Annotated in this window: 24 protein-coding genes; 4 read left to right on the top strand and 20 right to left on the bottom strand. The window is 45.3% G+C overall.

Annotated elements, in window-relative coordinates; translation table 11 throughout:
• Window positions 1-312 precede the first annotated feature (312 nt).
• A complete protein-coding gene (locus A0256_12695; GenBank protein AMR32218.1) occupies window positions 313-1,128 on the bottom strand; it encodes a hypothetical protein in 816 nt (271 codons plus the stop codon).
• A gap of 293 nt (window positions 1,129-1,421) precedes the next feature.
• On the opposite strand from A0256_12695, the gene A0256_12690 reads away from it, so the two are divergent.
• Complete coding sequence (locus tag A0256_12690) at window positions 1,422-2,069, top strand: hypothetical protein (protein AMR32217.1); 648 nt, start codon at window positions 1,422-1,424, stop codon at window positions 2,067-2,069.
• A gap of 16 nt (window positions 2,070-2,085) precedes the next feature.
• Here the strand turns inward: A0256_12690 and A0256_12685 are convergent, their stop codons facing one another.
• Complete coding sequence (locus A0256_12685; GenBank protein AMR34535.1) at window positions 2,086-2,667, bottom strand: hypothetical protein; 582 nt, start codon at window positions 2,665-2,667, stop codon at window positions 2,086-2,088.
• A gap of 68 nt (window positions 2,668-2,735) precedes the next feature.
• Here A0256_12685 and A0256_12680 point away from each other — a divergent pair, with 68 nt between their 5' ends.
• On the top strand, window positions 2,736-3,359 hold the full coding sequence (locus A0256_12680; protein ID AMR32216.1) for a hypothetical protein: 624 nt from the start codon (window positions 2,736-2,738) through the stop codon (window positions 3,357-3,359).
• Window positions 3,360-3,362: 3 nt separating this feature from the next.
• Here the strand turns inward: A0256_12680 and A0256_12675 are convergent, their stop codons facing one another.
• The 3 genes from A0256_12675 to A0256_12665 are packed head-to-tail and all read right to left on the bottom strand — an operon-like array spanning window position 3,363 to window position 6,816.
• Complete coding sequence (locus A0256_12675) at window positions 3,363-4,571, bottom strand: glucuronyl hydrolase (GenBank protein AMR32215.1); 1,209 nt, start codon at window positions 4,569-4,571, stop codon at window positions 3,363-3,365.
• A 10-nt stretch (window positions 4,572-4,581) separates the two neighbouring features.
• A complete protein-coding gene (locus tag A0256_12670) occupies window positions 4,582-6,033 on the bottom strand; it encodes an FAD-dependent oxidoreductase (GenBank protein ID AMR32214.1) in 1,452 nt (483 codons plus the stop codon).
• 9 nt (window positions 6,034-6,042) lie between these two features.
• On the bottom strand, window positions 6,043-6,816 hold the full coding sequence (locus A0256_12665; GenBank protein ID AMR32213.1) for an NIPSNAP family containing protein: 774 nt from the start codon (window positions 6,814-6,816) through the stop codon (window positions 6,043-6,045).
• A 246-nt stretch (window positions 6,817-7,062) separates the two neighbouring features.
• On the opposite strand from A0256_12665, the gene A0256_12660 reads away from it, so the two are divergent.
• Entirely contained in the window at window positions 7,063-7,320 is a 258-nt protein-coding gene (locus A0256_12660) for a hypothetical protein (GenBank protein AMR32212.1), read from the top strand.
• A 119-nt stretch (window positions 7,321-7,439) separates the two neighbouring features.
• The gene (locus A0256_12655; protein AMR32211.1) at window positions 7,440-8,300 is read left to right on the top strand and encodes a glycerophosphodiester phosphodiesterase; all 861 of its coding nucleotides are present in this window, start codon (window positions 7,440-7,442) and stop codon (window positions 8,298-8,300) included.
• Between the two features lie 155 nt (window positions 8,301-8,455).
• Here the strand turns inward: A0256_12655 and A0256_12650 are convergent, their stop codons facing one another.
• The 15 genes from A0256_12650 to A0256_12580 form a co-directional block, all read right to left on the bottom strand.
• The gene (locus A0256_12650; GenBank protein ID AMR32210.1) at window positions 8,456-9,226 is read right to left on the bottom strand and encodes a hypothetical protein; all 771 of its coding nucleotides are present in this window, start codon (window positions 9,224-9,226) and stop codon (window positions 8,456-8,458) included.
• A gap of 15 nt (window positions 9,227-9,241) precedes the next feature.
• On the bottom strand, window positions 9,242-10,117 hold the full coding sequence (locus A0256_12645; protein AMR32209.1) for a xylose isomerase: 876 nt from the start codon (window positions 10,115-10,117) through the stop codon (window positions 9,242-9,244).
• A gap of 49 nt (window positions 10,118-10,166) precedes the next feature.
• Complete coding sequence (locus A0256_12640) at window positions 10,167-11,054, bottom strand: hydroxypyruvate isomerase (GenBank protein ID AMR32208.1); 888 nt, start codon at window positions 11,052-11,054, stop codon at window positions 10,167-10,169.
• A gap of 2 nt (window positions 11,055-11,056) precedes the next feature.
• A complete protein-coding gene (locus tag A0256_12635; GenBank protein AMR32207.1) occupies window positions 11,057-12,310 on the bottom strand; it encodes an MFS transporter in 1,254 nt (417 codons plus the stop codon).
• A 45-nt stretch (window positions 12,311-12,355) separates the two neighbouring features.
• A complete protein-coding gene (locus A0256_12630) occupies window positions 12,356-12,634 on the bottom strand; it encodes a hypothetical protein (GenBank protein ID AMR34534.1) in 279 nt (92 codons plus the stop codon).
• 230 nt (window positions 12,635-12,864) lie between these two features.
• A complete protein-coding gene (locus A0256_12625) occupies window positions 12,865-14,076 on the bottom strand; it encodes a hypothetical protein (protein ID AMR32206.1) in 1,212 nt (403 codons plus the stop codon).
• 32 nt (window positions 14,077-14,108) lie between these two features.
• Window positions 14,109-15,164: an AP endonuclease gene (locus A0256_12620; GenBank protein ID AMR32205.1), complete on the bottom strand. Its 1,056-nt coding sequence runs from the start codon at window positions 15,162-15,164 to the stop codon at window positions 14,109-14,111.
• 5 nt (window positions 15,165-15,169) lie between these two features.
• Complete coding sequence (locus tag A0256_12615) at window positions 15,170-16,339, bottom strand: oxidoreductase (GenBank protein AMR32204.1); 1,170 nt, start codon at window positions 16,337-16,339, stop codon at window positions 15,170-15,172.
• Window positions 16,340-16,466: 127 nt separating this feature from the next.
• Window positions 16,467-17,093, bottom strand: coding sequence for a twin-arginine translocation pathway signal protein (locus tag A0256_12610; GenBank protein ID AMR32203.1), 627 nt, complete (start codon window positions 17,091-17,093; stop codon window positions 16,467-16,469).
• A gap of 32 nt (window positions 17,094-17,125) precedes the next feature.
• Window positions 17,126-18,556, bottom strand: coding sequence for an oxidoreductase (locus tag A0256_12605; protein AMR32202.1), 1,431 nt, complete (start codon window positions 18,554-18,556; stop codon window positions 17,126-17,128).
• Between the two features lie 30 nt (window positions 18,557-18,586).
• Window positions 18,587-20,266, bottom strand: a complete 1,680-nt coding sequence (locus A0256_12600) for a GMC family oxidoreductase (GenBank protein AMR32201.1) — start codon at window positions 20,264-20,266, stop codon at window positions 18,587-18,589.
• 192 nt (window positions 20,267-20,458) lie between these two features.
• Entirely contained in the window at window positions 20,459-22,168 is a 1,710-nt protein-coding gene (locus A0256_12595) for a GMC family oxidoreductase (protein ID AMR32200.1), read from the bottom strand.
• Window position 22,169: 1 nt separating this feature from the next.
• Complete coding sequence (locus A0256_12590; protein ID AMR32199.1) at window positions 22,170-22,757, bottom strand: hypothetical protein; 588 nt, start codon at window positions 22,755-22,757, stop codon at window positions 22,170-22,172.
• Between the two features lie 105 nt (window positions 22,758-22,862).
• Window positions 22,863-23,780, bottom strand: a complete 918-nt coding sequence (locus A0256_12585; protein AMR32198.1) for a xylose isomerase — start codon at window positions 23,778-23,780, stop codon at window positions 22,863-22,865.
• Window positions 23,781-23,793: 13 nt separating this feature from the next.
• Entirely contained in the window at window positions 23,794-25,287 is a 1,494-nt protein-coding gene (locus A0256_12580; protein ID AMR32197.1) for a biopolymer transporter TolR, read from the bottom strand.
• Window positions 25,288-25,424 lie beyond the last annotated feature (137 nt).

Below are 25,424 nucleotides of genomic sequence, written 5' to 3'. Positions count from 1 at the left end.
TCTGTTAACCGATAGGCATCGCGCACAATGCAGGGCCTTTAGCAGATTCTTCCTTCGTCAGGATGGCAATTGGGAAAAAACAACGTTGTCGTGCTGAGGAACGAAGCATCTGTTAACCGATAGGCATCACGCACAATGCAGGGCGTTTAGCAGATCCTTCCTTCGTCAGAATGACAATTGGGAAAAGAACAACGTTGTCCTGCTGAGGCACGAAGCATCTGTTAACCGATAGGCATATCATGCATGGCGTTTAATAGATCCTTCCTTCGTCAGGATGACAAAGGGCTGAAGGATGACAAAGCGGCAAAGCCATCATGCCTCAGTATTCAACCAATTCGCCCAGTTATCAATTTGAAACCGGTAATTCAATTTGTTGCCCACAATAACGCTGTTGACTGTTTTCCAGTCCGTTAATTCGGGTAGAAACTCAGGCAGATCCAATCCGGCTTTAGCTGCAGCCTTCGTATAAAATACCTGCTTTTCAGGGTGATCCGGCGAGCAGGCGTTGATAACAAACCCAAATATATCCTGCGCAATAACGGCTTTTGTAATACCGATACAATCGGTCAGGTGAATCAAATTGACCGGTGCAAGGCCATTTGGCAAATCTTTTTTTCCGCCGAAAAACCTACCCGGATCACGAGCCGGGCCAACCAGTCCGCCAAAGCGAATAATGGTGGTTTTAAAACCGGCTTGATTACTAAACAGTTGTTCAGCATCTAATAATATATTCCCTGCCTGGGTATTGGGCTGGGGATCGGTTAATTCGTTAACCTCTTTATTCAGATCAGCATAAACACCTGTTGAACTAATCAGGATCACCTTTTTTATACCAGATTCAATAATAGCAGTTAAAGCTCGTTTCAACTTAGGCACATACTCCCCACCCCGCCCTGAACGCGCCCCTGGCGGGATAGCAATAATCAGTAAATCGCAATTGAAAAAATCGGGATTGAGAGATGGCTGTTCGGCAGATAAATCGACCAGGAAGGGCCTGATATTTTCTGCTTCCAATAAAGGCAGCTTCTCACCCGAAGTGGTGGAACCTTTAACCGTTATACCATCCGCAACCAGGGCCTTTGCCAGCGCCAGTCCATACCATCCGCAACCTAAAATACTTACTGTCATTTAACAGCGAAGTTACTCAGCCGGGTAAACAGATTTGTCAGATTTTTAAAATATGTCAAATCATTGAGATTAAAATGTGGTAGAATTAAACTAACATGAGAACAGCACAAGGTTAACATCGCCTAACTAAAAATTTTAAAATTGACTGATATACAATTATTTAAAAAGACTACCATTCAAAAAAGGTTCAGTTGGGTTAACCCTGTATTGTGATTTCGGATTCCGGTAACTCGCCACCGGGCAACCCGTTTTAAACGGCTACTGCAAACTCCTAAACAATATTATATTTGCGTATGGATACTCCGCAAACTTTACCCGTTTTAACCGATACTGAACTACGCGTGCTGGGCTCGCTGATGGAAAAAAGCAAAACTACGCCCGATTATTACCCGATGACCCTGAACGGCCTCACATTGGCCTGCAACCAGAAATCATCACGCAAGCCGGTAGTCGATTACAGTGAGAACGAAGTAATGCAGGCTTTAGATACTTTAAAACGCAAAGGCCTCACCTCAACTGCAACAGGAGGCAGCAGCAGGGCAATTAAGTATAAACACAACTTCGGGATTGTTTTCCCGGTGGTGCCTGCAGAGGTTACCGTTCTTTGCCTGCTGATTTTGCGCGGACCACTTACCCCCGGCGAAATCAATTCCAACTCAGGCCGGATGTATGAATTTGACGATCTGGAAGAGGTGCAAACCATCTTAGAAAAATTGGCCGATGGCGATATGCCTTACCTGCTGCAGTTGCCAAAACGCGCCGGACAAAAAGAAGTGCGCTACCGCCACCTGTTAGGCGGCACGGTGCCGGAAGATGATGGCCTTGATGAGCAACCGGTACGACGATCTTCCGCCGACATGGAAGCCCGCTTAAGCAAAGTAGAAACTGAACTGGCTGAATTAAAAGAAGCGTTCGACAAGCTGATGAAGGAGTTGACTTAAACTGATAGCTACTGTATCAATCGGTCTCTCTCAATTTTCGTTCAATTCGCCTATCGGGAATAAACCAAATGCAAGCTACCACGATGTAAAGTGCAAATCCAATCCACGAGTAAATGAATGAGACGCCTACTGCAGTGACATAGATGGCAAGTGAAAACTTCCCCTTGGTATCGCTGCCTATGGCATCGGCCAGCAAAGAATGTTCACCGTGGTGTTTAATTAGCTTTCTGGCAAGAATGATGTAAGCCAAAGCGGTCATAATAAGCACTGCGCCGTACCAGATCACGGGCCATTTGGCAAAGTGATTTTCGCCCATCCAAGCAGTAACAAATGGGACGAGCGACAGCCAGAACAGCAAATGCAGGTTTGCCCACAAGATACCCCCTGTTATTGATTTCACAGCATGAAACATGTGGTGATGGTTGTTCCAATAAATTCCTACGTAAACGAAACTAAGCACATAGCTGATAAACACTGGCAATAAATGTAGCAGCCCCGCCAAGCTGGCATCATGCGGCACCTTAAGCTCCAGCACCATAATGGTAATGATGATGGCAATAACCCCGTCGCTGAATGCTTCTAAGCGCCCTTTACCCATTTTGTTTAAATTATTAGCTTGTAAATTTTTAGCTTTAGCCAACCAACCTGCTAAAACCAACCTAAGCTATGAAACATTTACCACCAGGCAAGCGCCTCTGCCTTTTTATTGCGTTTTTACTGATCACCTGTATCTGCAAAGCGCAGACAGCCGGCGCCAACTGGACTGAAAAGACTGCCCGGGTGTGGTACAAAGAAAAAGTATGGGCTAACCGCCTAACGCTAAACGTGCACGAACCCTTTAATGTAGTTGAATTTGCCCGCCAGTACCAAACCAATAAAGTTACCTGGGATAAAGTGGTCGACTTTCTGCGCGACAGGAACCTGGAATTGATGGCGCCGGGCAAATACCCTATTGACGGGGACCAGGCTTATGCCACCATCAGCGAAGGCGAACCGAAACCTTTAGATACCGCCGCATTTGAGAGTCATAAGCGTTTTATCGACCTGCACTATGTGATTAGAGGGCGGGAAAGGATCTACGAACGGGGTAAAACGGACACCGTTATTGTCACCAAACCGTATGACCCCACCAAAGACGTTGAAAATTACTATACGATAGGCCACTACGCCCTCGCTAAGCCAACCGAGTTCTTCCTGTTTTTCCCGGGCGAAATTCACCAGGCTAATATTGGCGTAAATAAAACGGACAGGGTGAAAAAGATGGTGATTAAAATTGCATTTATAAACTAGCAGTTATTTGCCACCAAAGCCCTCATACCGTTTCATCGCTTCCACAAAATAATAGTCGGCGTAGGTAAGTGGTACATCAATTTCTGTACCTGCCGGGAAATGGCCTACGCTGTGCATCAGCAAAAAGCCGCCATTTGATCTTGGCCTGGCCATATACTTCGGGCTAGATAAATTCCTAAGGATGGTTTCGGCAACGCCGAAATAGTTTTTTGCATCAGCCTCGCCGGTATAGCGGCATAGTTCCAGCAAGGCCGAAGCTGTAATAGCAGCGGCCGAAGCATCGCGCAAAGCATTAGGAATATTGGTCGCATTAAAATCCCAGTATGGGATCTTGTCGGCAGGCAAATTTGGATTATTGAGCAGGAAGTTTGCAATCTGGTTGGCCTGGTCGAGATACTTTTTATCTTTCGTTTCCCGGTACATCACCGTGAAACCATAAAGTCCCCAGGCTTGTCCCCTGGCCCATGCCGACTCGTTGCCAAAACCTTGCGCAGTCTTCCTTTCCTGCACTGCACCGGTTATTGCGTTGTAATTGACCAGGTGGTAGGAACTGTAATCCGGCCGGTAATGGTTCACCATGGTGGTATTGGCATGCGTTACTGCAATTTTGTAGTAGCTGGAATCGCCGGAGGTTCGGGTTGCCCAAAACAGCAGTTCCAGGTTCATCATATTATCGATGATCACCAAAAAATCTGATGGCTTTGAATCCCAGGATTTGATACAGCCTACTTTGGGGTTAAAACGGGTGCTTAATGATTTGGCGCTATTGAGCAGGATCTGTTTATAGGTATCCGACGGTTGCAATCTGTTGGCTGTACCAAAACTGCAATACATCATAAAACCCAAATCGTGCGTGTGGGTGTTAAATTGTTCTTTGGTCAGGCTATCCAGCATGTGGCCGGCCTCCGCTTTAAGTGCGGGATCTTTAGTCTCTTCATAAATATTAAGAAGCGTGCCCGGGTAAAAACCACTGCACCACCAGCCCGAATTGCTTGTTTCGAATTTTTTTATATCCGGATGATAGGTTTTGGGAAACTCGCCCGGCTTCAATCCGGCAGCCATATATTTATACTGCGCACCGGCAAACGACATATTTCTCTTGATCACCGCCAGCATCTCTCTTTTTGGCACCAGCGCATTTTTTTGCTGCGCGAATGCTGTGCCAATCATCAGCAGGCAAACAACTACCGATTGGATACTTTTTAATCTCATCACTATATGTTTATTTCAAACCGTTAACCGTAATATTAAACACCTCATTTAGGGCCCGTTTGGCCGACCAGTACCCGCACATGCCATGCACGCCCCCACCCGGTGGCGTAGAAGCAGAGCAAAGGTAAATGCCTTTTTCAGAGGTCTTATAGGGCGAATACCGCAGAGCCGGCCGGGTAAACAATTGCCTTATATCGATCACCCCGCCATTGATATCACCACCGATATAATTAGGGTTATATGCTTCTACCTGTGCGGTATCCATGGTGTGTTTAGCCAGGATGCGTTCACGAAAACCGGGCGCGAAACGTTCCACCTGTTTCTCGATGGTTTCCGTCATGTTTATGGTGGAGCCATTGGGCACATGGCAGTAGGCCCAAACCGTATGCTTACCGGCTGGCGCGCGGGTATGGTCAAAAAGGCTTTGCTGTGCCAATAGTACGTAAGGTTTGTCGGGGTGGCCGCCATTCCAGGTTTGCTGTTCGGCCAGTCTGATCTCACTGAAAGTGTTCCCCAAGTGCACGGTTCCGGCTTGCCGGCAGGCTGCAGAAGTAAATGGAATCGCATCATCAAGCGCCCAGTCTACTTTATACACACCCATTCCATAACGGTACCGTTCCAACTGCCATCTATAAAGGGATGAAAACTTATGCCCTGCTATCTGTAGCAATTGCTTTGGTGAAACATCAAATAACACGGCATGAGCAGAAGGCAGTTGACTGAGCGAAGTAATGTATACTCCAGTCTCAATCTTGCCGCCCAGGGCCTTAAAATGCGCTGCAAGGGCATTTGCAATACTTTCCGATCCACCCTTAGGAATTGGCCAGCCGCCCAGGTTGCCGGCCGTCATCAGCACCAGCGCAATGGCGGATGTTGCTGCATTGCTAAGCGGCTGCATACTATGTGCCGCCATTCCGGCTATCAATGCTTTCCCCGCCTCGGTTTTAAATTGCCCCGCCAGCCATGTAGACGGCGGTAAGGCTTTTAACCCAAAGCTTGCAAGTGCCAGCGGATGTTTTGGAAAATGCAGCGGACCTAAAACGTCGCTGTCGATCAATGGCCACGCTTTTGCAACCGACCCTAATATACGGCGGTAAATTGCCTCATCAGCGCCCAGCAGTTTAGCGGTATCAGCTACCCCGCCTTTTAAAATTGCAGCAGTGCCGTTATCTAAAGGATGTGCGGCATCTATTTCCGGGTAAATGTACCGGAGGCCATAATCCTGCAGCGGCAATGTTTTAAAGTAAGGAGAAGCAGCTGCCAGCGGGTGTATGGCCGAACAGATATCATGCTTAAAGCCCGGCAGGGTAAGTTCTGCCGTGCGGAGGCCTCCGCCTATAGTGTCCTTGCCTTCAAGCAGCAACACGTTCAGGCCGTTTTGTTGCATCAGGATTGCCGCCGCCAGGCCATTTGGCCCGGAGCCGACGATCACAGCATCATAATCGCGTGGTTCGCGCTTCATCCGGTAAAATTAAAAGTCGGAATAATCGGTTGGGTGCAAAAACACAATATCATTGCGGGATACATTGTTCTTATATTGATCCTGCGCAATCAATGCTTTCCACTCAGGTGCTGAGCCAAAAGCATCCCAATGTTTATCCCTATCGGCCATACTATTATACGCGGTCATATACATTAGGTTGGGCATGTGGCTGCCGGCTACAACGCTGCCGTAAAATACCGGGTTGGAATTGATCCTGTCGAACAGATCCGTTTCGCCGCTATTGAACATTTTCACTTTATTGTAGTGTAATTTTTCGGTAGGGCTTTCATAGCTGCGCAGTTCATAAACGCGGTCGGCTTTTGGTGCAGCGAGTTTAGGAACTACCGGGGAAGTGCGGGTAGCGAATGCCGATAAAACGATGGTTTCCATTCGGGTATAAGGGGCCTGGTTATATGCCGCATCCAAATAGGCTTTACCTGCGCCATCTTCTGCATCTACAACCTTGCTATCAAAATCCTGCAGGTCCTTCCATGATTTAAATGGGATGAATACATAGGTGCGCTTGGCAGTATCGGTAGCCATTGGTTTAAATACCCCAACATTCTTAACACCTAACTTGTGCAGCACCGGTAGGTATGAATCCTTTAGGTAGCTATCTACCGCTTGCTCCTGTACATCATTCTTAAAGTGGTAAATTTTTATCTGATAGTAATATCCGCTTGCGGCCGAAGCCATTGAACTAACTGTTAACAGCACAAATAAGAGCAATAAAACGGAGCGCATTTTTGCGTAGATTTTCATAATAAGAATATAATGGGTTTACGGTAAAGGTATTAAAATACAACAACAACAATTGTGTTCCGCTGTGCTTTAATTTAGTCGGGCAGTGTGATTTATTTAACTAGAATGTATAGACTAACGGTGTTGGTTTACCCAATTAACGAGCAGCAAAAATTCAATGTTCACCATCAAGGGCAGCGCATTATGGGCGGGAAACACGCAAACCAAATGACTTAGCGTATGTTAAGCTAGATCAAAACTAATTACATGACCCCACACATCGCTACCGGCACATTTGAAGATTTAGATCATGCGGAAGATGCCCGCCAGTACCTCCTTGCTTATGAGTTTGAAGAAGAGGACTTTGAAATAAAACCCTTTGCGGCTACAGATGACGATAAACGTATAATCCTCAATATCTACACCGATACCTCCCAAATAGCCCAGGAAGCTGTTGACGTTTTGCGTAATTACGGCGCCGTAGATATCAATATGATCGAGGCTCCTGATGAACGGGTAAAGTAGTTGCCTATTATAATAACGATCTGTTGGTTGATCAACGAAGTTTAAGTTAATTGGTTAGGCAAGGTTAACACAGAGTTAATGCTGTGTGCTTACTTTCGGCATGTTCTATTTTATACAATATGAAAAATAAGATCTTGCTGTTTGCAACCCTTTTTATGACTAATCATGTGTTCGGGCAAATACCTTTCGATAAAGAAGGACACCGCGGTGGCAGGGGTTTGATGCCCGAAAACAGCATCCTCTCCATGAAAAAAGCCGTGGATCTTGGCGTAACACTGGAGATGGATATTTCCTTCAGCAAAGATAAAGAAGTGCTGGTAGCGCATGATCAATATATTCTCTCCGTATTGGCGTTAAAACCTAACGGGGATACGATCAGTAAAACAGAGCAGGAGCAACTGAAGCTTTACCAAATGCCTTATGAAGAGATCAAGAGCTATGTTTACGGTAAAAAATATTATCCCTTGTTTCCGGATCAGCAAAAGCTGGCCACCTACATCCCGAAACTAAGCGAAGTAATTGATTCCTCAGAAGCCTACGCCAAAAAACTGCATGAAAACCCGCCTGTATATAATATTGAAACTAAGACCTCTCCTGATGGCGACGGTGTGTTACACCCCGGACCTGAGGAGTTTGTTGAGCGCCTGATGGCGGTGATCCTAAAAAAGCATATTGAAAAGCGGGTGATCATCCAATCCTTCGATCCCCGTACGCTGGAGATCGTTCACCGTAAGTATCCGGCTATTCCGATATCGTACCTGGTGTATAAAAACACGTTGGAGGCTAACCTGCAACTGCTGAGTTTTACCCCTGACATTTATAGCCCGGTTTTCAAACTGGTGGATGCGCAACTGCTTGAAAGCTGCCACGCCAAAAAAATGCGCGTAATCCCCTGGACGGTTAATGAGCAGGCGGATATAGACCGGCTTAAAAAGTTAGGGGTTGATGGATTGATCTCTGATTATCCTGACCGACTGTGAGGCTGGCTGCATACTTTATGAGTTTTAAATTCGCTTTTAGCATTGCCGCAAATTGGTAGCTAGTTTTATCTCCCACCTATTCTTACGTGCCAGGTATAAATACAAAAGCCGGTATTCATCTCAAATACCGGCTTTTACACTTGCACTAATTTTTATTACAACTCTCTTACCCAGATGTTACGGTAGCTAAGCGGTTCGCTTTTGTCGCCGTGGGCCTGTAGTTTAATTGGGCTTGCGCCGTGTGCTTTGCGGTAGCCTGGTGCGCCAATGTACTGGGTTGGGCCCATCAATTCAATGTTGTTTTCTACCAGTACCCCGTTAAATAAAACGGTTACACGGGCAGGCGTTTTTAATTTATCGCCATCAAAAGTTGGGGCAGTCCAGATTACATCGTAAGTATTCCAAACACCCGGTGGCTTGGTAGGGTTAGCCAAAGGGATAAATTGTTTGTAGATACTTCCGGCCATGCCGTTTACATAAGTTTTGTTATTGTAGGAATCCAGCACCTGTAATTCGTAACCGTCATCACCTTTGCCTATGGAGGCTAAGAAAATACCGCTATTACCACGGGCCTGGCCGGTTCCGGAAATATTAGCGGGTACCTTCCATTCAATATGCAATTGGTAGTTACCAAATTTCTTTTTGGTTTCAATATTACCACTAGCTTTGTTCACCGTTAAAACATCACCGGCTACGTTCCATTTGGCAGCATCGCCACTGGCTACATCCACCCACTGATCAAGGCCATTTTTGCCATCAAAAAGAATGATCGCATCTGATGGTGCCTCGCCTAAAGTTTTACCGGCAGTAACCACTTTTGGCACTGGTTCCCATTTTTCGGTATCTTCCGGTTTTGCGCCGGTTTGTGCATTGGCGGCAATAAAGCAGCCCGATAGCAATGCAGTAATTATCAATTGTTTTTTCATAACTTGTAGATTTAATTATACGTGCAGGGTATTTTTCAGATAACTGGCACTTTGAGCAATACTCTTGAAAGGATCAATATTGGTAAAGTTTTCCTGCTCAACAATATAATGTTGAATGCCGGCTAATTTAGCTTCCCCCAATATGGTTTTAAAATCGATACTGCCGTTACCGATCTCGGTATTCAAGCCTTTATCGTTTTTGTCCATATCCTTAACATGCACAAATGTAAAACGGCCGGGATGTTTTTTGAATAATTCGATAGGATCATAACCTGCGCGAACTACCCAATATAAATCCATTTCCATATTTACCAGTTTAGGATCGGTATCGTTTAAAATAGTGTCGTAAAAGGTTGTACCTTCTACAGGCGCCCATTCGAAATTGTGGTTGTGATAGCCTAACTTCAAACCCTCCGGCTTCAGGATCTCAGCAATCTTGTTCATCTTGGCAGCAACCCCTTTAAAGTCGGCAGCTGTTTTTATAAATTCGTGATTGATACCCGGAATAATAATATACGTTTGGCCGGTAGCATGTGCAGCTTCGATATAGCTATTAAGCTGATCTGTTTTTCCGGTACCGAAGTATTCGTCCAGACCATAGTGACCGCTTGGCGTGGTCAATCCGTTAGCTTTTAATAACGCGCTGAATTCTTTGGCATTTAAGCCCCAGAAACCGCCTTGACTGGAATAGCCAAAAACTTCTACTTCGCTGTATCCTGCTTTTGCTATCTGAGCAATGGTGCCCTTTACATCTTTAGGTAACTGATCGCGCAGGCTATACAATTGCAGCCCGACGCCATTTTTGCTTTTTGCCGATAATAGCTGCGGCGCAAGCATTATCCCTGCGGACATAAGACCCGCCTGTGTTAGAAATTTTCTTCTGGTTGTCATAGATAGATAGTTTATAATTCGAACTAGGACGTTATGTATCCGTAAAGGTTTAAACGTCGCAGATCTGCACGGCCTTCTTAAGGGAGGCCAGTTTGTCTTTTTGTTTCGGTATAAATTCCTGTGCTACAAATCCTTTATGGCCCACTTCAACAATGGCCTTCATAATAGCCGGATAAAACAGTTCCTGTGTTTCGTCAATCTCGTTACGGCCCGGTACACCGCCCGTATGGTAATGGTTAATATACTGGTGATATTGGCGGATGTTACGAATCACGTCACCCTCGTCAATCTGCATGTGATAGATATCAAATAACAGCTTAAAATTTTCTGATCCCAGGCGTTTGCAAAGTTCAGCACCCCATTCTACCCTGTCGGCCTGGTAATCTTTGTGATCAATCTTGCTATTCAGCAATTCCATCACTAATACCACACCATGTTTCTCAGCTAAAGGCATCAGCGGCTTCAGGCCTTCCACACAGTTGTTCCAACCGGTTTCGTTGTCCTTACCCCTCCGGCTGCCGCTAAAGCAGATCAGGTTTTTATACCCGGCAGCGGCAACAACAGGGATCATCTCACTATAACGTTTGTACAATTCAGCATGGAATTGTTTATCGCCAAAGCCATCGGTCAGGTTTATTTCAGCGCCGTTGCACATGGAAGAGAATAAGCCATACTTCTTTAAAGTAGGCCAGTCTGCAGGTCCAACCAAATCGATACCTTTTATACCAATATCCTTAGCTGCAGCACACAGGTTCTCTACGCTAATATCGCCATAGCACCAGCGGCATACGGCATGGTTAATGTTTCCTTTTAATTTTTCAGCCATAGGTTCTTGTTTTCCTTCGGATGTAAAAGAGGATAATACGCCACCCGCGCCAATAGCTGCGGTACCGGCAAGCATCCCTTTGATAGCGGTTCTGCGATTGTGATTTGCCATAATTATACTTCTAAGCGGCCTTTAGGTTCAGCAGCAGTTACCTGCACTCTGCTTTTTTCATTAAAAAATACGATGAACAGTAAAAATACAACGGCAGCAATACCTGCTGGTATCAGCCAGATCATTTTCCAATCATGGCCGGCTGGAGAGTTGTAGCTATCCGAAATTTTACCTGCAACAAAGAAGCCTATCAGCATACCAATGCCATAAGTAGCCAGGGTGATCATACCCTGTGCGGCGCTTTTGTATTGCTCACCGGCTTTCGAGTCGGTATAGATCTGCCCGGATACAAAGAAGAAATCGTAGCAAACACCATGTAATGCAATACCGATGATCAGCATAAAGCTCAGATCGCCTGCGTTGCCGTAAGCAAATAGCGCATAACGGATTGCCCATGCAGCCATACCTACCAGTATCGTCCACTTAAAGCCAAACTTCTTGAAGAAAACAGGCAATGCCAAAAGGAATAAAACTTCAGATATTTGCCCGATAGTCATTTTACCGGTAGGGTTATCAACCTTGATATCTGTTAAAAATGCACTCGCGTTTTGGTAATAAAACGCCAATGGAATACAGATCAGAATAGATGATACGAAAAACACCAGGAAATTTTTGTCCTTCAGCAGTTTTAATGCATCAAGACCAAGCATGCTGGCTATACTCACTTTCCCGCTGCTTGCCTTAGGCGGCGTGGCGGGCAGTGTAAAGCTAAACAAGCCTAAAAGCAATGATGCTACACCTGCCATGAAAAATGTTTTTTGGAGCAGGCCGGCTGTAATACCTTCCGGAGAATCCCAATGGAACAGGTAGCTGATGGCTAACCCTGCAATGATCCAACCAATTGTACCAAAAATACGGATAGATGAAAATTCCTTTTCAGGGTCGTTCATCTGGTTAAATGAAACTGAATTTACAAGCGCTAAGGTAGGCATGTAGATAACCATATAACCTAATACGTACGGGTAAAAAACAGATATATCTGCCGCTTTGTACATCTGGTACATTAGTATAGCACCTATAATGTGCAAAATACCCAGGATGCGCTCCGCATTAAAATATCTGTCGGCAATTAACCCGATAATAAAAGGCGCAATGATAGCACCCCATGACTGTGTGGAAAATACCTCTCCCGTTTGCGCGCCGGTTGCGTGCAAGGTAGTGCCCAAAAACGGGCCGAGCGTTACAAACCATGAGCCCCAGATAAAAAACTGGAGAAACATCATGATTGATAACTTAACGCGTGTAGTTAAGTTCATAATTTAGTTTGGTTCAAGAATTGGTTTACGGTGGTTGGCCGATTTTTACTTCACGGTAAGGATATACTCTACCATTTCCTTAGCGTCATCTAATTTCAAATCAGGGTGAGCCGTCATTGGAACTGATCCCCAGTTGCCGCTACCGCCTGATATTACTTTTTTAGCCAATGTTTCTACATCCGATTCGGTGTATTTTTTAGCTATATCTGCAAATGCAGGGCCTATAATTTTTGTTTTTTCATTGTGGCAGGTCATACAATCCAGGGAAGCCATCAATTCTTTGCCTTTGGTGCTTGCACCTGTAGCAGGCGCATCAGTGCCTATTTTATTAACTGCGGTATCTTGTGCTGCATTTGAATTTGTAGCTACAGCAGCTTTGTTGTTAGCGCTTACACTGTCTGCACCTCCTTCACTTTCGCCCGGTTTTGGGCCGCCGCATGCTGCAATAACTAAACTGATACCTAAAACGATAAATACTTTTTTCATTGGTGATATTATTATGGAATTAAACTTCCGAAAAATACAATTTTTAAGCGTATAACAAGTGTTTTAATTTAAACTGCTATCTGTGCAGCATTTTGGGTTTTATGTCTGGATCTCATGTAGATAACAAGTCCGGTAAAGGCAACGATCAAAACTATTGGTATAACAAGCGTGGCCTGCAGTACTTTAACGCCGGCAAGCGTATTATTGCCGCCAGCTTCTTTCACGATATTATCGTAGTACGAGCCCATAAATATGGTGAATATGGATACAGCGAACATGCCGGCACCACCCATCAGATTCAAACCCAATGCCCCGGTTTTTGGTAGATTTGTATTCACAAAACCCAGCATCATTGGCCAAAAGAAGCAAACCCCCATGCCAAAAATAATTGCCGCAAAGAATATTACATTGCCGGTAGCTGTGCTCAACAAATATAAACCTGTAGCCGCCAAAATGGTAGACATCAGCAACACCGCCTGCGGCGAGAACTGCTTTAAAATTGGCTTGGCAAATGCCCGGCCTACTACCATCACCCCGGTTTCCAGTGTGAGCAATAACAGGGCGTTGCTGCTAACGTTTTTCAACAGCACATCTATCCACTGACCGGTGAACAACTCTGTAATACCGGTACCCAGCATGCAAATCATCATAAAGATGAACAGCGGATTTAAAAGCGCTTTGTACATGCCTGCCGTACTTACACCTGATGCCACACGCTCCGTTACCGGAAAATCAAGCTTGGAGAACAGATAGCCGTATATTAAGGTAGGAATAAGCATGAGCCCTACCTGGATTTGCCAGCCCAGGCCAACCTCTTTTAAAAATGTAACTAATAAAGTACCAATTACTATCCCGCCAGGGAACCACAGGTGAAAGTGACTCAGCTTGGTTGTTTTTTCTTCGGTGTAAAGCGAAGTTACTAACGGATTGCAAGCCGCTTCTACTGTACCGTTGGCAATGCCGATTAGGAAGGTGGAGATAAACAAAGTCCAGTAACCGGAGGCAAAAATAGTAAGCAGAATGCCAGCCAGGTGGAAGAGAAAAGCAATTACCAGCAACCGTTTCAGGCCGATAACATCCACTATGAAACCGCCAATTACCACGGCAATAGGAAAACCGTAAAAAGCGGTGGCGGTAATAGTAGCTAACTGTGCCTTATCCAGCTGAAACTGAACACCCAGATCGTTTAGGATACCCGCACGGATACCAAATGACAGGGAAGTTACTAATAATGCCAGGCAGCTTGCCCGGAATAGTTGCGTACGATTAATAGTTTGCATTTTATAATTAGGTTGTTTGGTTGCATTGCTAATTAATCAATACCGAGGAGCTTGCGGTTCCAGGCATCATCTGCGCCCGAAGCGGCAAAATCATCAAAGGTACGGTCGGTAACGCGGATGATGTGATCCTTGATGAACTGCGCACCTTCTCTTGCGCCGTCTTCCGGATGTTTTAATGCACATTCCCATTCCAATACTGCCCAGCCTTTGTAATCGTATTGTGTTAATTTACTAAAGATACTTTTAAAATCAACCTGCCCATCGCCCAAAGAACGGAAACGGCCCGCGCGGTTGATCCAATCCTGGTAACCGCCGTAAACACCCTGCCTGCCGGTTGGGTTAAATTCGGCATCTTTAACGTGGAACATTTTTATACGCTCGTGGTAAATATCAATGTATTCCAGGTAATCAAGTGCCTGCAATACAAAGTGCGATGGATCATAAAGCAAGCAGGCACGCTTATGATTATTCACTTTTTCAAGAAACATTTCATACGTGATGCCATCATGCAGATCCTCACCCGGGTGGATCTCATAGCACAGATCGACACCGTTCTCATCGAAAACATTTAAAATCGGTTCCCAGCGTTTAGCCAGTTCAGTAAAAGCAGTATCCACCAAACCGGCGGGGCGCTGTGGCCATGGATAAACCGTTTGCCAGATCAGTGCACCGCTAAAGGTTACGTGTGCGTTCAATCCTAAATTTTGTGAGGCTTGTGCAGCATATTTCAATTGCTGTACCGCCCACTTTTGCCTTTCAGCCGGGTTATTCTTATATGCATCCGGCGCAAATGCGTCGAACAAAGAATCGTAAGCCGGGTTTACAGCGACCAACTGCCCCTGTAAATGCGTAGATAATTCGGTTATCTCTAACCCTGCTTCATTTACTATCCCTTTTATTTCGTCGGCATAGGTTTTACTTTCGGCAGCTTTCTGCAGATCAATAAATCGGGCATCGTTTGTAGGAAGCTGTACGCCTTTGTAACCTAAGCCTGCAGCCCATTTGCATATGGAGCTGAGATCATTAAACGGCGCGTCGTTGCCTATAAATTGTGCTAAAAATATTGCCGGTCCTTTTATGGTATTCATATTTATTAGATAACGTAATCGGTCCACTTTTGATCGCTCGCGTTGGAAGCGACAACATTGTTGATAAAGGCCATGCCACGGATCCCTTCTTCTATTCCCGGGAAATCAAGCCATTCTGCCTTCGGTTCTACTCCTTCAATTTTAGCGCTCAGCGTTAAAGCAAAGTTGCGGTACAAATTTGCAAATGCTTCCAGGTAACCCTCAGGGTGGCCTCCTGGTGTGCGGCAATTATGCGTAGCATAAGGTGATAATCTGTCGGTATACCCGCTGCCTGCGCGCAAAGTCTCAGCCGGCTTATCCAACCATTTAACGGTTAGCGTATTAGGTTCCATCTGGGCCCATTCCAGGCTGCCATTTTCGCCATAAACACGAATCTTCAATGCGTTTTCTTCACCGGCAGCAACCTGTGATGCGGTTAGAACACCGGTAGCACCTTCTTCAAAACGAAGCAGAACAGCACCATCGTCATCCAGCATGCGGCCTTCAACAACGATGTTTAAAGACGCATTGAGTTGGGTGATCTTCAACCCGGAAATATATTCTGCCAGGTGCGCCGCATGGGTACCAATATCGCCCATGCAACCACTTTTACCTGATTTTGAAGGGTCGGTACGCCATGAGGCCTGTGCATTGCCTTCACGCTCGGATAAGCGGCTCAGCCAGCCCTGGATATATTCAACATAAATTTTACGCACTTTACCCAGCTTGCCGCTATTCACAATTGCTTTGGCTTCTTTTACCATCGGGTAGCCCGCGTAGGTATGGGTCAATAAAAGCATCAGGCCGGTTTCCTCCACCTTGGCTTTCAACTGCTGTGCTTCTTCCAGCGTAAAGGTTACTGGTTTTTCAACCACTACGTTAAAGCCGTTTTCCAAAGCTTGCATTGCCGGGGCAAAGTGGGCAAAATTTGGCGTTACGATGGTTACAAAATCCATCCGTTTATCTTCAGGCATTTGTGCCTCGGCCTTAAAAAGTGCATCAAAAGAGGTATAGATACGGTCTTCTTCCAGGAAAAGCATCCGGCCACTCTCTTTGGCAACTTCCGGATTTACACTCAGTGCACCACAAACCAGTTCTATCTGGCCATCCATGTTAGCGGCAATGCGGTGAATAGCGCCAATAAAGGCATCTCTACCGCCGCCGATCATGCCCATGCGCAATTTTCTCTTACTCATTATTTTATGCTGGATATTACAAGATTAAGCAACCGCCTTTAAAGCCGGTTACTTAAAATATAGTGTTAAATTAAAAATTAAAAGCCTTTTCGCTGGTTGGCGAAGAGGCTTTTAAACTGGCTGTTCTTTATGACAAAGCCCAGGCGTGGTCGCCTTTTTTGTACGGGAAATCACCCACGTACTTGCCTGGTACCGGCACATAACGCAGCGCTTTAGTCGCACCAACTTCTGACGTAAAATAACCCAAAATGGTTAATTGTTTCAACATGGTAAAGTAGTGATTTGGCACATTTGGAGCTTTGTAGTCCTTATCGTCTTTATGCTTAGCCTTATCTTCCTCTGCGTCCTTGCCTTTTTTGGTTGCGTACTCCTTAGCTTCTTTGTCTAACTCAGTTAAAAGTTCGGTGCGCTGCGCAGGCGTAGCCTCCATAAATTTCTTACTGAATTTTTTACTGCTGGCTTCATCTAATTTAGATATACCTTCTTTAAACACCTTCTGGTCATCGGCTGCGTAGCAATCTTTAACCATCAAGGCCATAAAGGCGCCTATTTTGGCAGCTTTAGCACCCGGTGTTTTAGTTTCCGGTAAGATGGTTTCCCCCACCTCATCTAAAAATGCAGTGGTTTCCGGCGTGGAAAGGTCATCTGTATTGATGGAACTGCCGGGTTTACAGCCCGATAGAAAAAATTCGGCACCGATTATGGTTCCGCCCAGGATTAAACCAACCCTGCCTAATGCGTCTCTTCTATTCATTTTATTAATTATTGAATTAATGAACTACTGAATTAAAACTTAGCGTAATCACGTTTAACAAAGCGGTTAACTTCGTCAAAGTTGGTTACTTTCATCGCGTTGTTATCCCAAAGTAACTTAACACCTTCAGGGCGTCCCTTAGGCACGATATCATGACCACGAACCGCAAGGTTAGCCATCAGCAGCGCTTCGGTAAGCGGGCCAGCTATTTCAAAAGGAGAGCTTACTTCCATTTTACCATAGCCAGCTAAACAAGCCTCAACCCATTGTTTGTAATGGCCATTTGCACCATCAGGTACACGGGCATATTTCTTCGGTACATTAGCACCCTGGTTACGTCCTCTTGGCAGTAAAGTAGCTGCATCAGAATAAGTGCTGGCATACATTTTACCTTTGGTGCCTATGAATAACGTTCCGTTACCTTCTTCACCACCCCATTTTTCGTCTGCACCTAATTCTTCAGGTCTTTCCGGCTGAATTCCGCCGTCCATCCAGTGAAGTGTTACATCACCTTTAGTTTTGTTAGTCTTAGGGAATGTAAGGGTAATATGGCTTGATGGAGGACAGCTTTCAGGGAAACTACCACGTTTAAACGAATCTACATAAACGGTACCTACGCTTGCCTGTACATCTTTTACATATTGTAACCCAAGGGCACGGAAAGGTGCTTCCACCAGGTGGCAGCCCATATCGCCTAATGCTCCGGTTCCGTAATCCCACCATCCGCGCCAGTTAAAGGGCACCAATTTATCTACATAATCTTTGTGGGGGGCAGTACCTAACCAAAGGTTCCAGTCTAATTCTTTTGGAATTTCGGCTTTGGTAGTTGGCCATTGGATTCCCTGCGGCCATACCGGGCGGTTTGTCCAGCAGTAAACGGTGTGTACATCGCCAATAAGGCCTGCATCAAACCATTCCGCCATTTGGCGGGTACCATCATTTGACGCACCCTGGTTACCCATTTGGGTTACCACCTTATATTTTTTGGCAGCATTTGTCAATTCACGTGCTTCCCAAATATCGTGGGTTAAAGGTTTTTGTACATATACGTGTTTACCTAGCTCCATCGCAGCCAAGGCTACAATAGCGTGGGTATGATCTGGTGTAGAAACAGAAACCGCATCGATGTGCTTGCCTTCTTTTTCCAGCATCTCGCGCCAATCCTTATAATATTTGGCTTTTGGGAAACGCTTTACAGAATTTGCCGCCTGGCGGTCGTCTACATCGCATAGATAAGCAATATTGGCTTTACCACTTTTTGCAAAATTTGCGATATCGCTTTCGCCTTTACCGCCGGCTCCTACACCTGCAACGTTCAGCATATCGCTTGGTGCCGTGTAGCCTTTACCGCCTAAAACAAAGCGCGGAACGATCATAAATCCTGCCGCCGCTAAGGAAGTACTTTTTATAAAATCCCGCCTGGATGTGCCAGTTGCAGAAGTTTCTTCTTTCTTCTCACTCATATTATTAGTGTTTTTTCTGGATAAATAGATTTAAACGTTACCTTTTTTTAATTCAGATACAGCATAGTCGGCTGCACGCGCAGTCATGGCCATATAAGTAAGCGATGGATTTTGGCAAGCTGCCGAAGTCATTGCTGCACCATCCGTAACAAACACGTTTTTGGCATCCCAAACCTGGTTCCACTCGTTCAATACCGATGTTTTTGGATCGCGACCCATACGGGCGGTACCCATTTCGTGAATCCCGCGGCCTAAAACCGCATCGGTAGTATAGCCTTTTACATCTTTAACACCAGCGTTTGTCAGCATCTCTACCGCATCGTTCATCATGTCAACGCGCATTTTTTTCTCGTTGTCTTTCACTTCAACGTCAAACGCCAGGATTGGCAAGCCCCACTTGTCCTTCTTGGTTTTGTCAAGCGTGATCTTATTCTCGTGGTAAGGCAGGGTTTCGCCGAAGCCGCCCATACCCATGCTCCAAGAACCCGGTTCTGCCAGTGCATCTTTGAAGTCGCCACCGATATTCATTTCAGCAATATCCCTGCTCCATCCCGAACGGCTTCCGCCCCCCTGGTAGCCAAAGCCGCGGATGTAATCGCGTTTTTCGCCATCTAAGTTGCGGTAACGCGGAATATAAATTCCGTTTGCCCTGCGGCCGAAATAGTATTTATCTTCAAATCCTTCAATTCTTCCGCCTGCACCAACACCTAAGTGGTGATCCATTACGTTATGACCCAGTTCACCGCTGCTGCTGCCTAAGCCGCCTTCCCAAACATCTGTTGCAGAATTCATTAACACCCAGGCACTGTTTAATGCTGACGCGTTAACGAACACGATCTTTGCATAGAATTCGTAGGTTTTGTTGGTTTCTGCATCCAATACCTCAACGCCTTTAGCTTTCTTGGTATCTTTATCGTAAAGGATCCTGGTAACGATTGACCACGGACGAACTGTTAAGTTACCGGTTGCCATAGCAGCAGGCAAAGTAGCAGATTGTGTGCTGAAGTACGCACCAAACGGACAACCTAACCAGCATTTATTACGATACTGGCAGTTAGTACGGTTGTTATGCGGTACGGTGATATTTGCAGTACGGCCAATGATAAAGTGGCGCGACTCCTTGTAAAAATCTTTAAATCGTTTCTGAACATCTTTTTCTACCACGTTCATATCCATGGGTGGCATAAAATCACCATCCGGAAGAATTGGAACACCATCGCGGTTACCGGAGATACCGGCAAACTTTTCCGCGTAGCCATACCATTTTTCCAGGTCTTTATAACGGATTGGCCAGTCAACAGCGATACCGTCTTTGGCGTTCGCCTCAAAATCAGTTTCGTGCCAACGGTATGACTGACGGCCCCACATGAGTGAGCGGCCACCTACATGGTAACCTCTAAACCAATCAAAACGCTTGATCTCGGTATATGGGCTTTCTTTTTCATCAACCCAATAGTCCAGGTTTGTTTCGTTAAGCGGATAGTCGCGCTTTAAAACAGGATAATCCTCAATCATCTTTTGCGTACGGCCACCACGGTGAGGGAATTCCCAGGGCGCCTTGTTCGCGTTCACATAGTCTTTGATGTGCTCGATATTCTTACCGCGCTCCAGCATAATGGTTTTTAAGCCCTTCTCGCTCAGTTCTTTTGCAGCCCAGCCGCCAGAAATTCCCGAACCAATGACTATGGCGTCATAAGTGTTTGTAGACATAATAGTATTGCGTTAAAATAAATTTGTTTAGTATTGGTTACCTCGCCTAATGTAGGCATAATAATTATTTTTCAAATATTTTTTCAATGCGTTTTTAATACACATTAAGTGCCCCCCTGCCCCCTGAAGGGGGAGCTTTTTGATTGCACGAAGCATTTCAACCTCGGTTCCCCCTTCAGGGGGTTAGGGAGCTTAAGCTTTACCCTTGTTTGTTACCCAATGATCTACCGCCCGCGCTGCAAATGCCATGTAGGTAAGTGACGGGTTCTGGCAAGAGGTTGATGTCATACTGGCTCCGTCGGTTACATATACATTTTGGCAGGCGTGTAATCGGTGCCATTTATCAAGCATCGATGTTTTCGGATCTTTTCCCATACGGACGCCGCCCATTTCGTGGATATCCAATCCCGGAGCGCGGCTATCAACTGATGCTTTGATATTGGTAAAGCCTGCCGAAGTGAACATTTCTGTCATTTGCTCTACGTAGTCTTTTTTCATTTTAGCATCGTTATCGTCATAATCTACCGAGATCTTTAATTTTGGGATTCCCCAGGGATCTTTCTGAGATTTATCTAAAGCTACGTAGTTACTTTCCTTTGGAATTGTTTCGCCCATCATGTGCGATCCTACTTTCCAGCCGCTCAGGTCATCATTTTTCAGGTTGTTTTTCAGCTCATCGCCAATGCCTTCTGATGTTGTTTGGTTATAACGGTAAGCACTAAAGCCAGCCGCATATCCGCGTAAAAAATTAGTTTCCTGTTTATACACGTTACGGAAACGCGGGATGTAACCTCCACCAGCCGGGTTACGGCCATCGGTTGTCCATTCTTTTGCGCCGTCGTATTCGGCATTGATATGCGCCGAATAGTTATGAAAAGCCACGTATTTGCCTAAGGTACCGCTATCGTTACCCAAACCATTAGGGAAACGGTGAGAGGTTGAATTAAGCAAAACCAGGTTGCTGTTTAAAGCAGCTGCGTTCAGGAAGATCACGTCTGCATAATATTCTATCGCTTCTTTAGTATTGGTGTCGATAACGCGCACGCCTGTTGCTTTTCCTTTCTGTTCGTCATAAAATATGGATTCTACTACAGAAAACGGCCTTAAAGTAACATGCCCTGATTTTAACGCCCAGGGAATAGTTGATGAATTGGCACTAAAGTACCCGCCAAACGGGCAGCCCCGATGGCACAGTGTACGCTCCTGGCATTGTCCCCTGCCCTGATCTAAATGGATCTGGTTGGGTTTTGACAAATGCGCGCAACGGGCGCTGATCACATGTCTGTTTTGATATTTTGATTTTACGTGTTTACTGAAGTATGTCTCTACTGCATTAAGCGGAAAAGCTGGTAAAAATTCCCCATCAGGTAATTCAGCAAGTCCATCTTTATTACCGGAGATGCCGGCAAATTTTTCCACGTAGCTGTACCACGGTGCGATGTCTGCATAGCGGATAGGCCAGTCAACCGCAAAACCATCACGCGCCGGGCCATCAAAATCAAAATCACTCCACCGCTGGGTTTGGCGCGCCCATAGCAACGATTTCCCACCCACCTGGTACCCGCGGATCCAGTCGAACGGTTTTTCCTGTACATAAGGATGTTCCTTATCCTTTACAAAAAAATGCATAGCATCTTCGCCAAAGGCATAGCAACGGTTTACGATAGGGTTGGCTTCGCGAATTTCTGCGGTAACCTCCCCGTGGTGCGGAAACTCCCATGGGTATAAATTGGTGGTAGGATAATCCTTCAGATGCTTTACATCCCGGCCGCGCTCTAATATTAAAGTTTTAAGGCCTTTGTCGCCCAACTCCTTTGCCGCCCAGCCGCCGCTCATACCCGATCCGATAACGATGGCATCAAACTTACGGTCCTTTATACTATCTATATTTAAATTAGCCATTTTATGCTGTTGCCTTCTTTTTTACCGGGAACATGGCATTATACCTGCCCGGCACTAATTCGTAAACTACCTCTTTGGTCATAAAGTACTGGGATGTAGTGTAACCAAATACGGTTTGACCTTTTACAGTATTGTAGAAATTTTCGGCCTTGTTTGGCTCCGCCGGTTTCTTGGCCGAATCTGCTGCCTGGGTCTTCACCCTGTTTTCCTTTGCCTGTTTTTCCATCCCGGTAACAAAGGCTGCCCGTTCCTGCGGCGTTAATTCGTTAAAAGATTTACCATATTTTTCATCTACCGCTGCACTGAATTCTTTCAGGCCATCCATAAATTCGTCCTGCTGTTTTTGATCAAAACAGTCATCTATCATTTTAAAGACAAACAGATTAATGCCAAGATCCTTTGCACCGGGGGTACTTGTTTTGGGCAGTATCGTTTCAGTGAGATTGTTTACTACGTTCTCCTGGTCGGCATCCAGCTTCAGGTGCTTTAAAGCCACCACAGGCTTGCCTTTATCATTCAAGCATGAAGGTAAAACAGCTACGCTGCCCAAGATCAAAGCCATGTTCCTGATGGCGATACGCCGGTTCATTTGATGGTTCAAATTATAGATAATTTAGTTTTTTAAATATTACGGGCTATCGCTTTTGCAATATCCCGTAAGTTTATATGGATGACGAAAGATAGGCTTTATCCCTTAATAACCCCACTTTTTCATGGTTTGTAAGTCTTTTTTTACACAGTCTATCGAGTCTGCACCCTGATAAGATTCATGTTCGATCACCAGCGAGCCAATGCCCTGCTTTTTAGATAGTGCCAGAATCTCTTTAACTGGCACCAAACCGGTACCAAGATAAGTGCTTTCATATCCGGTACCTACTTCACCGGTAGCTGTGCTTTTAATCTCATCCTTAACGTGCAAAGATTCGAATCGGCCCGGATACTTTTTCAAGTAATCCAGCGCACTTATTGGCCCCTGGTTGTACATGTTACCAATATCAAGCTGCTGCATCACCAGTTTAGGATCGGTATTATCCAATATATACTCATACAGGTTTTTGTCGCCAACCTTGGTCACAAATTCAAACTCATGGGTGTGGTAGCCGAATTTCATGCCCGATTTGGCGCACAGCTCACCGCTTTTATTAAACTGATCCATAAATTTCTTCAAGGCTTCCTGGTTAGAGCGGATCTCTGTTTCCATCCACGGACTGATCACATATTTTTGACCCATCGTGGCGGCATCATCTACAGTGTATTTCCATTTATCGGTAAAATCGTTTTTGGAGGCATCCCAGTCGGCGGTGGTCATCACGGTGTGTCCGCTCGGCATTTTAAGGCCCAGATCATCCAGATACTTTTTAAAATCTTTGGCGGTGTAGCCATAAAACTTCCTGTCTATATAATTTGCATGCTCTACATTTACGTAGCCCATATCTGCCAGCTTTTTAAGCGTACCCGCCGGGTCAGTCTTCATATGATCGCGAACGGAGTACAGTTGTAAGCCTACACGCTGTATCTTGGGGACTGCCGCCATAAGGGCATCGGGCAATAGCGCCGCAGCAGTAACTGCCATGGCACTATTTTTAAGGAAACTTCTGCGGGATGAATTCATGTTTATTTGAGATTTAGTTGTTTGCTATTGGAAATTGAGGAAATAAAAGGTCTGAATTACTTACAAAAGCAATTTGTTTGCTATCTGGCGACCAAGAAGGTGTGTTGATAGTACCCTGCCCGCCATATAAATAAGCGATCACTTTAGAGGGGCCACCACCTGCAGGCATTACGCGGATATAAACATGTTTATAAAACGGATGATCACCGGGGGCAACTTCGTTTTTCAAAAATGTGATGTAAACTATCCACTTGCCATCGGGTGAAATATGCGGAAACCAGTTATTGTAATCATCATTGGTTATTTGGGTTTGGCCGGTGCCATCGGCATTCATGCGCCATACCTGCATCAGGCCGCTGCGTACCGAATTAAAGTAAATATACTTACCATCCGGCGTGTATTCGGGCCCATCATCCAACCCCTTGCTATTGGTGAGTCTTACTTCTTTTCCGCCATTTTGAGGGATGCGGTAAACATCATATTCGCGCCCCCGTTCACCACAAAAAACTAAAAATCTACCATCTGGTGACCAGCCATGCATGTAGGATGCGCCCACCCCTTTTGCAGTAACCATTTTAGCTTCGCCTCCATTTACCGGTACGGTATAACCAATTGAAGGGCCGCCATCGCCGCTGCTAATTGCAAGCATTTTACCATCAAAAGAGATCACGTGATCATTGTTATTATTTTTCGCAGCGCCGGTATTCAGCGCTTCGGGAGTAGCCGTAGCAAGATCGAATTTATAGAGCATTCCATCGCTGTTATAGATAAGCGATTTGCCGTTCTTCATCCAATTAGGTGCCTGCAGGGATTTTTTTGATTGATAAACAATCCGGCTATGCTGTGTGCCCAGATCAAGTAATTCAATGGCACTACCGAGGTATTGCTTGTACGGTAACAGATCCAATGGTGCAGGCTTAATTATCCGCACATTATTGAAAGTAGCTTTTTCGGTAACATCGGCATTGTGAGCGCATACAAACAAACCAACATAAACTTCATCTCCTAAATCCAGATCAATCTTTTCTTCCGGACCAAAAACATCGCCTTTTCGTGCAACCGACATCATAAAACTATTGCCCTTGCGTTCCAGCTGGATAACGTTGGCAAATGTCAGCGTTGATTTCTGCTCCAAGGTAGCGGCGCCTGCTGTTTTGCGATATTGCAGTGAGGTAAGTCCGTCGCCATGTACCACGGCATTTACCTGCGTTGAGTTACCATCTAATGATTTGCGCACCATCCAACCAAATTTGCGGTGCAGTTCGGTACCCTTCCCTATGAAAGCTGCATTGGTACGCAAAATAAAGTCTCCTTTTACCTTTTTCCACACGAAATGAAACTCATCGGCAGTAGCCCAAATATTGGTACCTGATCCGCTGATCTCATACTGTTGTTTTTCCGGATCGTAGCTCACGCTGCCCTTTTGCTTAACCGGACCTACATCAGTATTCGCTTCAAAAATACCCAGTGTTTGCGCCTGGGCATACCCCTGCCCTGCAAACAGCATAACTATAAGCACCCCGGAGTAAAGACAGGCTAATTTATTAAACATAAAACTTATAGGTTAGGAGATAATTGGCTCACTAAGTTAACGATTCATTTGAAAAATGAAAACCTTAAATTGGTTTAGAATAAAAAAGAAAC

This window comes from Mucilaginibacter sp. PAMC 26640 (genome assembly GCA_001596135.1).
Classification (GTDB): Bacteria; Bacteroidota; Bacteroidia; order Sphingobacteriales; family Sphingobacteriaceae; genus Mucilaginibacter.
The sequence above is the reverse complement of the archived record's forward strand: the minus strand, read 5'-3'. Positions and strand labels throughout refer to the sequence as shown.

Coding starts and splice junctions, on each gene's coding strand:
- A0256_12695 (AMR32218.1), bottom strand. CDS start 1,128: ATGACAGTAAGTATTTTAGGTTGCGGATGGTATGGACTGGCGCTGGCA.
- A0256_12690 (AMR32217.1), top strand. CDS start 1,422: ATGGATACTCCGCAAACTTTACCCGTTTTAACCGATACTGAACTACGC.
- A0256_12685 (AMR34535.1), bottom strand. CDS start 2,667: ATGGGTAAAGGGCGCTTAGAAGCATTCAGCGACGGGGTTATTGCCATC.
- A0256_12680 (AMR32216.1), top strand. CDS start 2,736: ATGAAACATTTACCACCAGGCAAGCGCCTCTGCCTTTTTATTGCGTTT.
- A0256_12675 (AMR32215.1), bottom strand. CDS start 4,571: ATGAGATTAAAAAGTATCCAATCGGTAGTTGTTTGCCTGCTGATGATT.
- A0256_12670 (AMR32214.1), bottom strand. CDS start 6,033: ATGAAGCGCGAACCACGCGATTATGATGCTGTGATCGTCGGCTCCGGG.
- A0256_12665 (AMR32213.1), bottom strand. CDS start 6,816: ATGAAAATCTACGCAAAAATGCGCTCCGTTTTATTGCTCTTATTTGTG.
- A0256_12660 (AMR32212.1), top strand. CDS start 7,063: ATGACCCCACACATCGCTACCGGCACATTTGAAGATTTAGATCATGCG.
- A0256_12655 (AMR32211.1), top strand. CDS start 7,440: ATGAAAAATAAGATCTTGCTGTTTGCAACCCTTTTTATGACTAATCAT.
- A0256_12650 (AMR32210.1), bottom strand. CDS start 9,226: ATGAAAAAACAATTGATAATTACTGCATTGCTATCGGGCTGCTTTATT.
- A0256_12645 (AMR32209.1), bottom strand. CDS start 10,117: ATGACAACCAGAAGAAAATTTCTAACACAGGCGGGTCTTATGTCCGCA.
- A0256_12640 (AMR32208.1), bottom strand. CDS start 11,054: ATGGCAAATCACAATCGCAGAACCGCTATCAAAGGGATGCTTGCCGGT.
- A0256_12635 (AMR32207.1), bottom strand. CDS start 12,310: ATGAACTTAACTACACGCGTTAAGTTATCAATCATGATGTTTCTCCAG.
- A0256_12625 (AMR32206.1), bottom strand. CDS start 14,076: ATGCAAACTATTAATCGTACGCAACTATTCCGGGCAAGCTGCCTGGCA.
- A0256_12620 (AMR32205.1), bottom strand. CDS start 15,164: ATGAATACCATAAAAGGACCGGCAATATTTTTAGCACAATTTATAGGC.
- A0256_12615 (AMR32204.1), bottom strand. CDS start 16,339: ATGAGTAAGAGAAAATTGCGCATGGGCATGATCGGCGGCGGTAGAGAT.
- A0256_12610 (AMR32203.1), bottom strand. CDS start 17,093: ATGAATAGAAGAGACGCATTAGGCAGGGTTGGTTTAATCCTGGGCGGA.
- A0256_12605 (AMR32202.1), bottom strand. CDS start 18,556: ATGAGTGAGAAGAAAGAAGAAACTTCTGCAACTGGCACATCCAGGCGG.
- A0256_12600 (AMR32201.1), bottom strand. CDS start 20,266: ATGTCTACAAACACTTATGACGCCATAGTCATTGGTTCGGGAATTTCT.
- A0256_12595 (AMR32200.1), bottom strand. CDS start 22,168: ATGGCTAATTTAAATATAGATAGTATAAAGGACCGTAAGTTTGATGCC.
- A0256_12590 (AMR32199.1), bottom strand. CDS start 22,757: ATGAACCGGCGTATCGCCATCAGGAACATGGCTTTGATCTTGGGCAGC.
- A0256_12585 (AMR32198.1), bottom strand. CDS start 23,780: ATGAATTCATCCCGCAGAAGTTTCCTTAAAAATAGTGCCATGGCAGTT.
- A0256_12580 (AMR32197.1), bottom strand. CDS start 25,287: ATGCTGTTTGCAGGGCAGGGGTATGCCCAGGCGCAAACACTGGGTATT.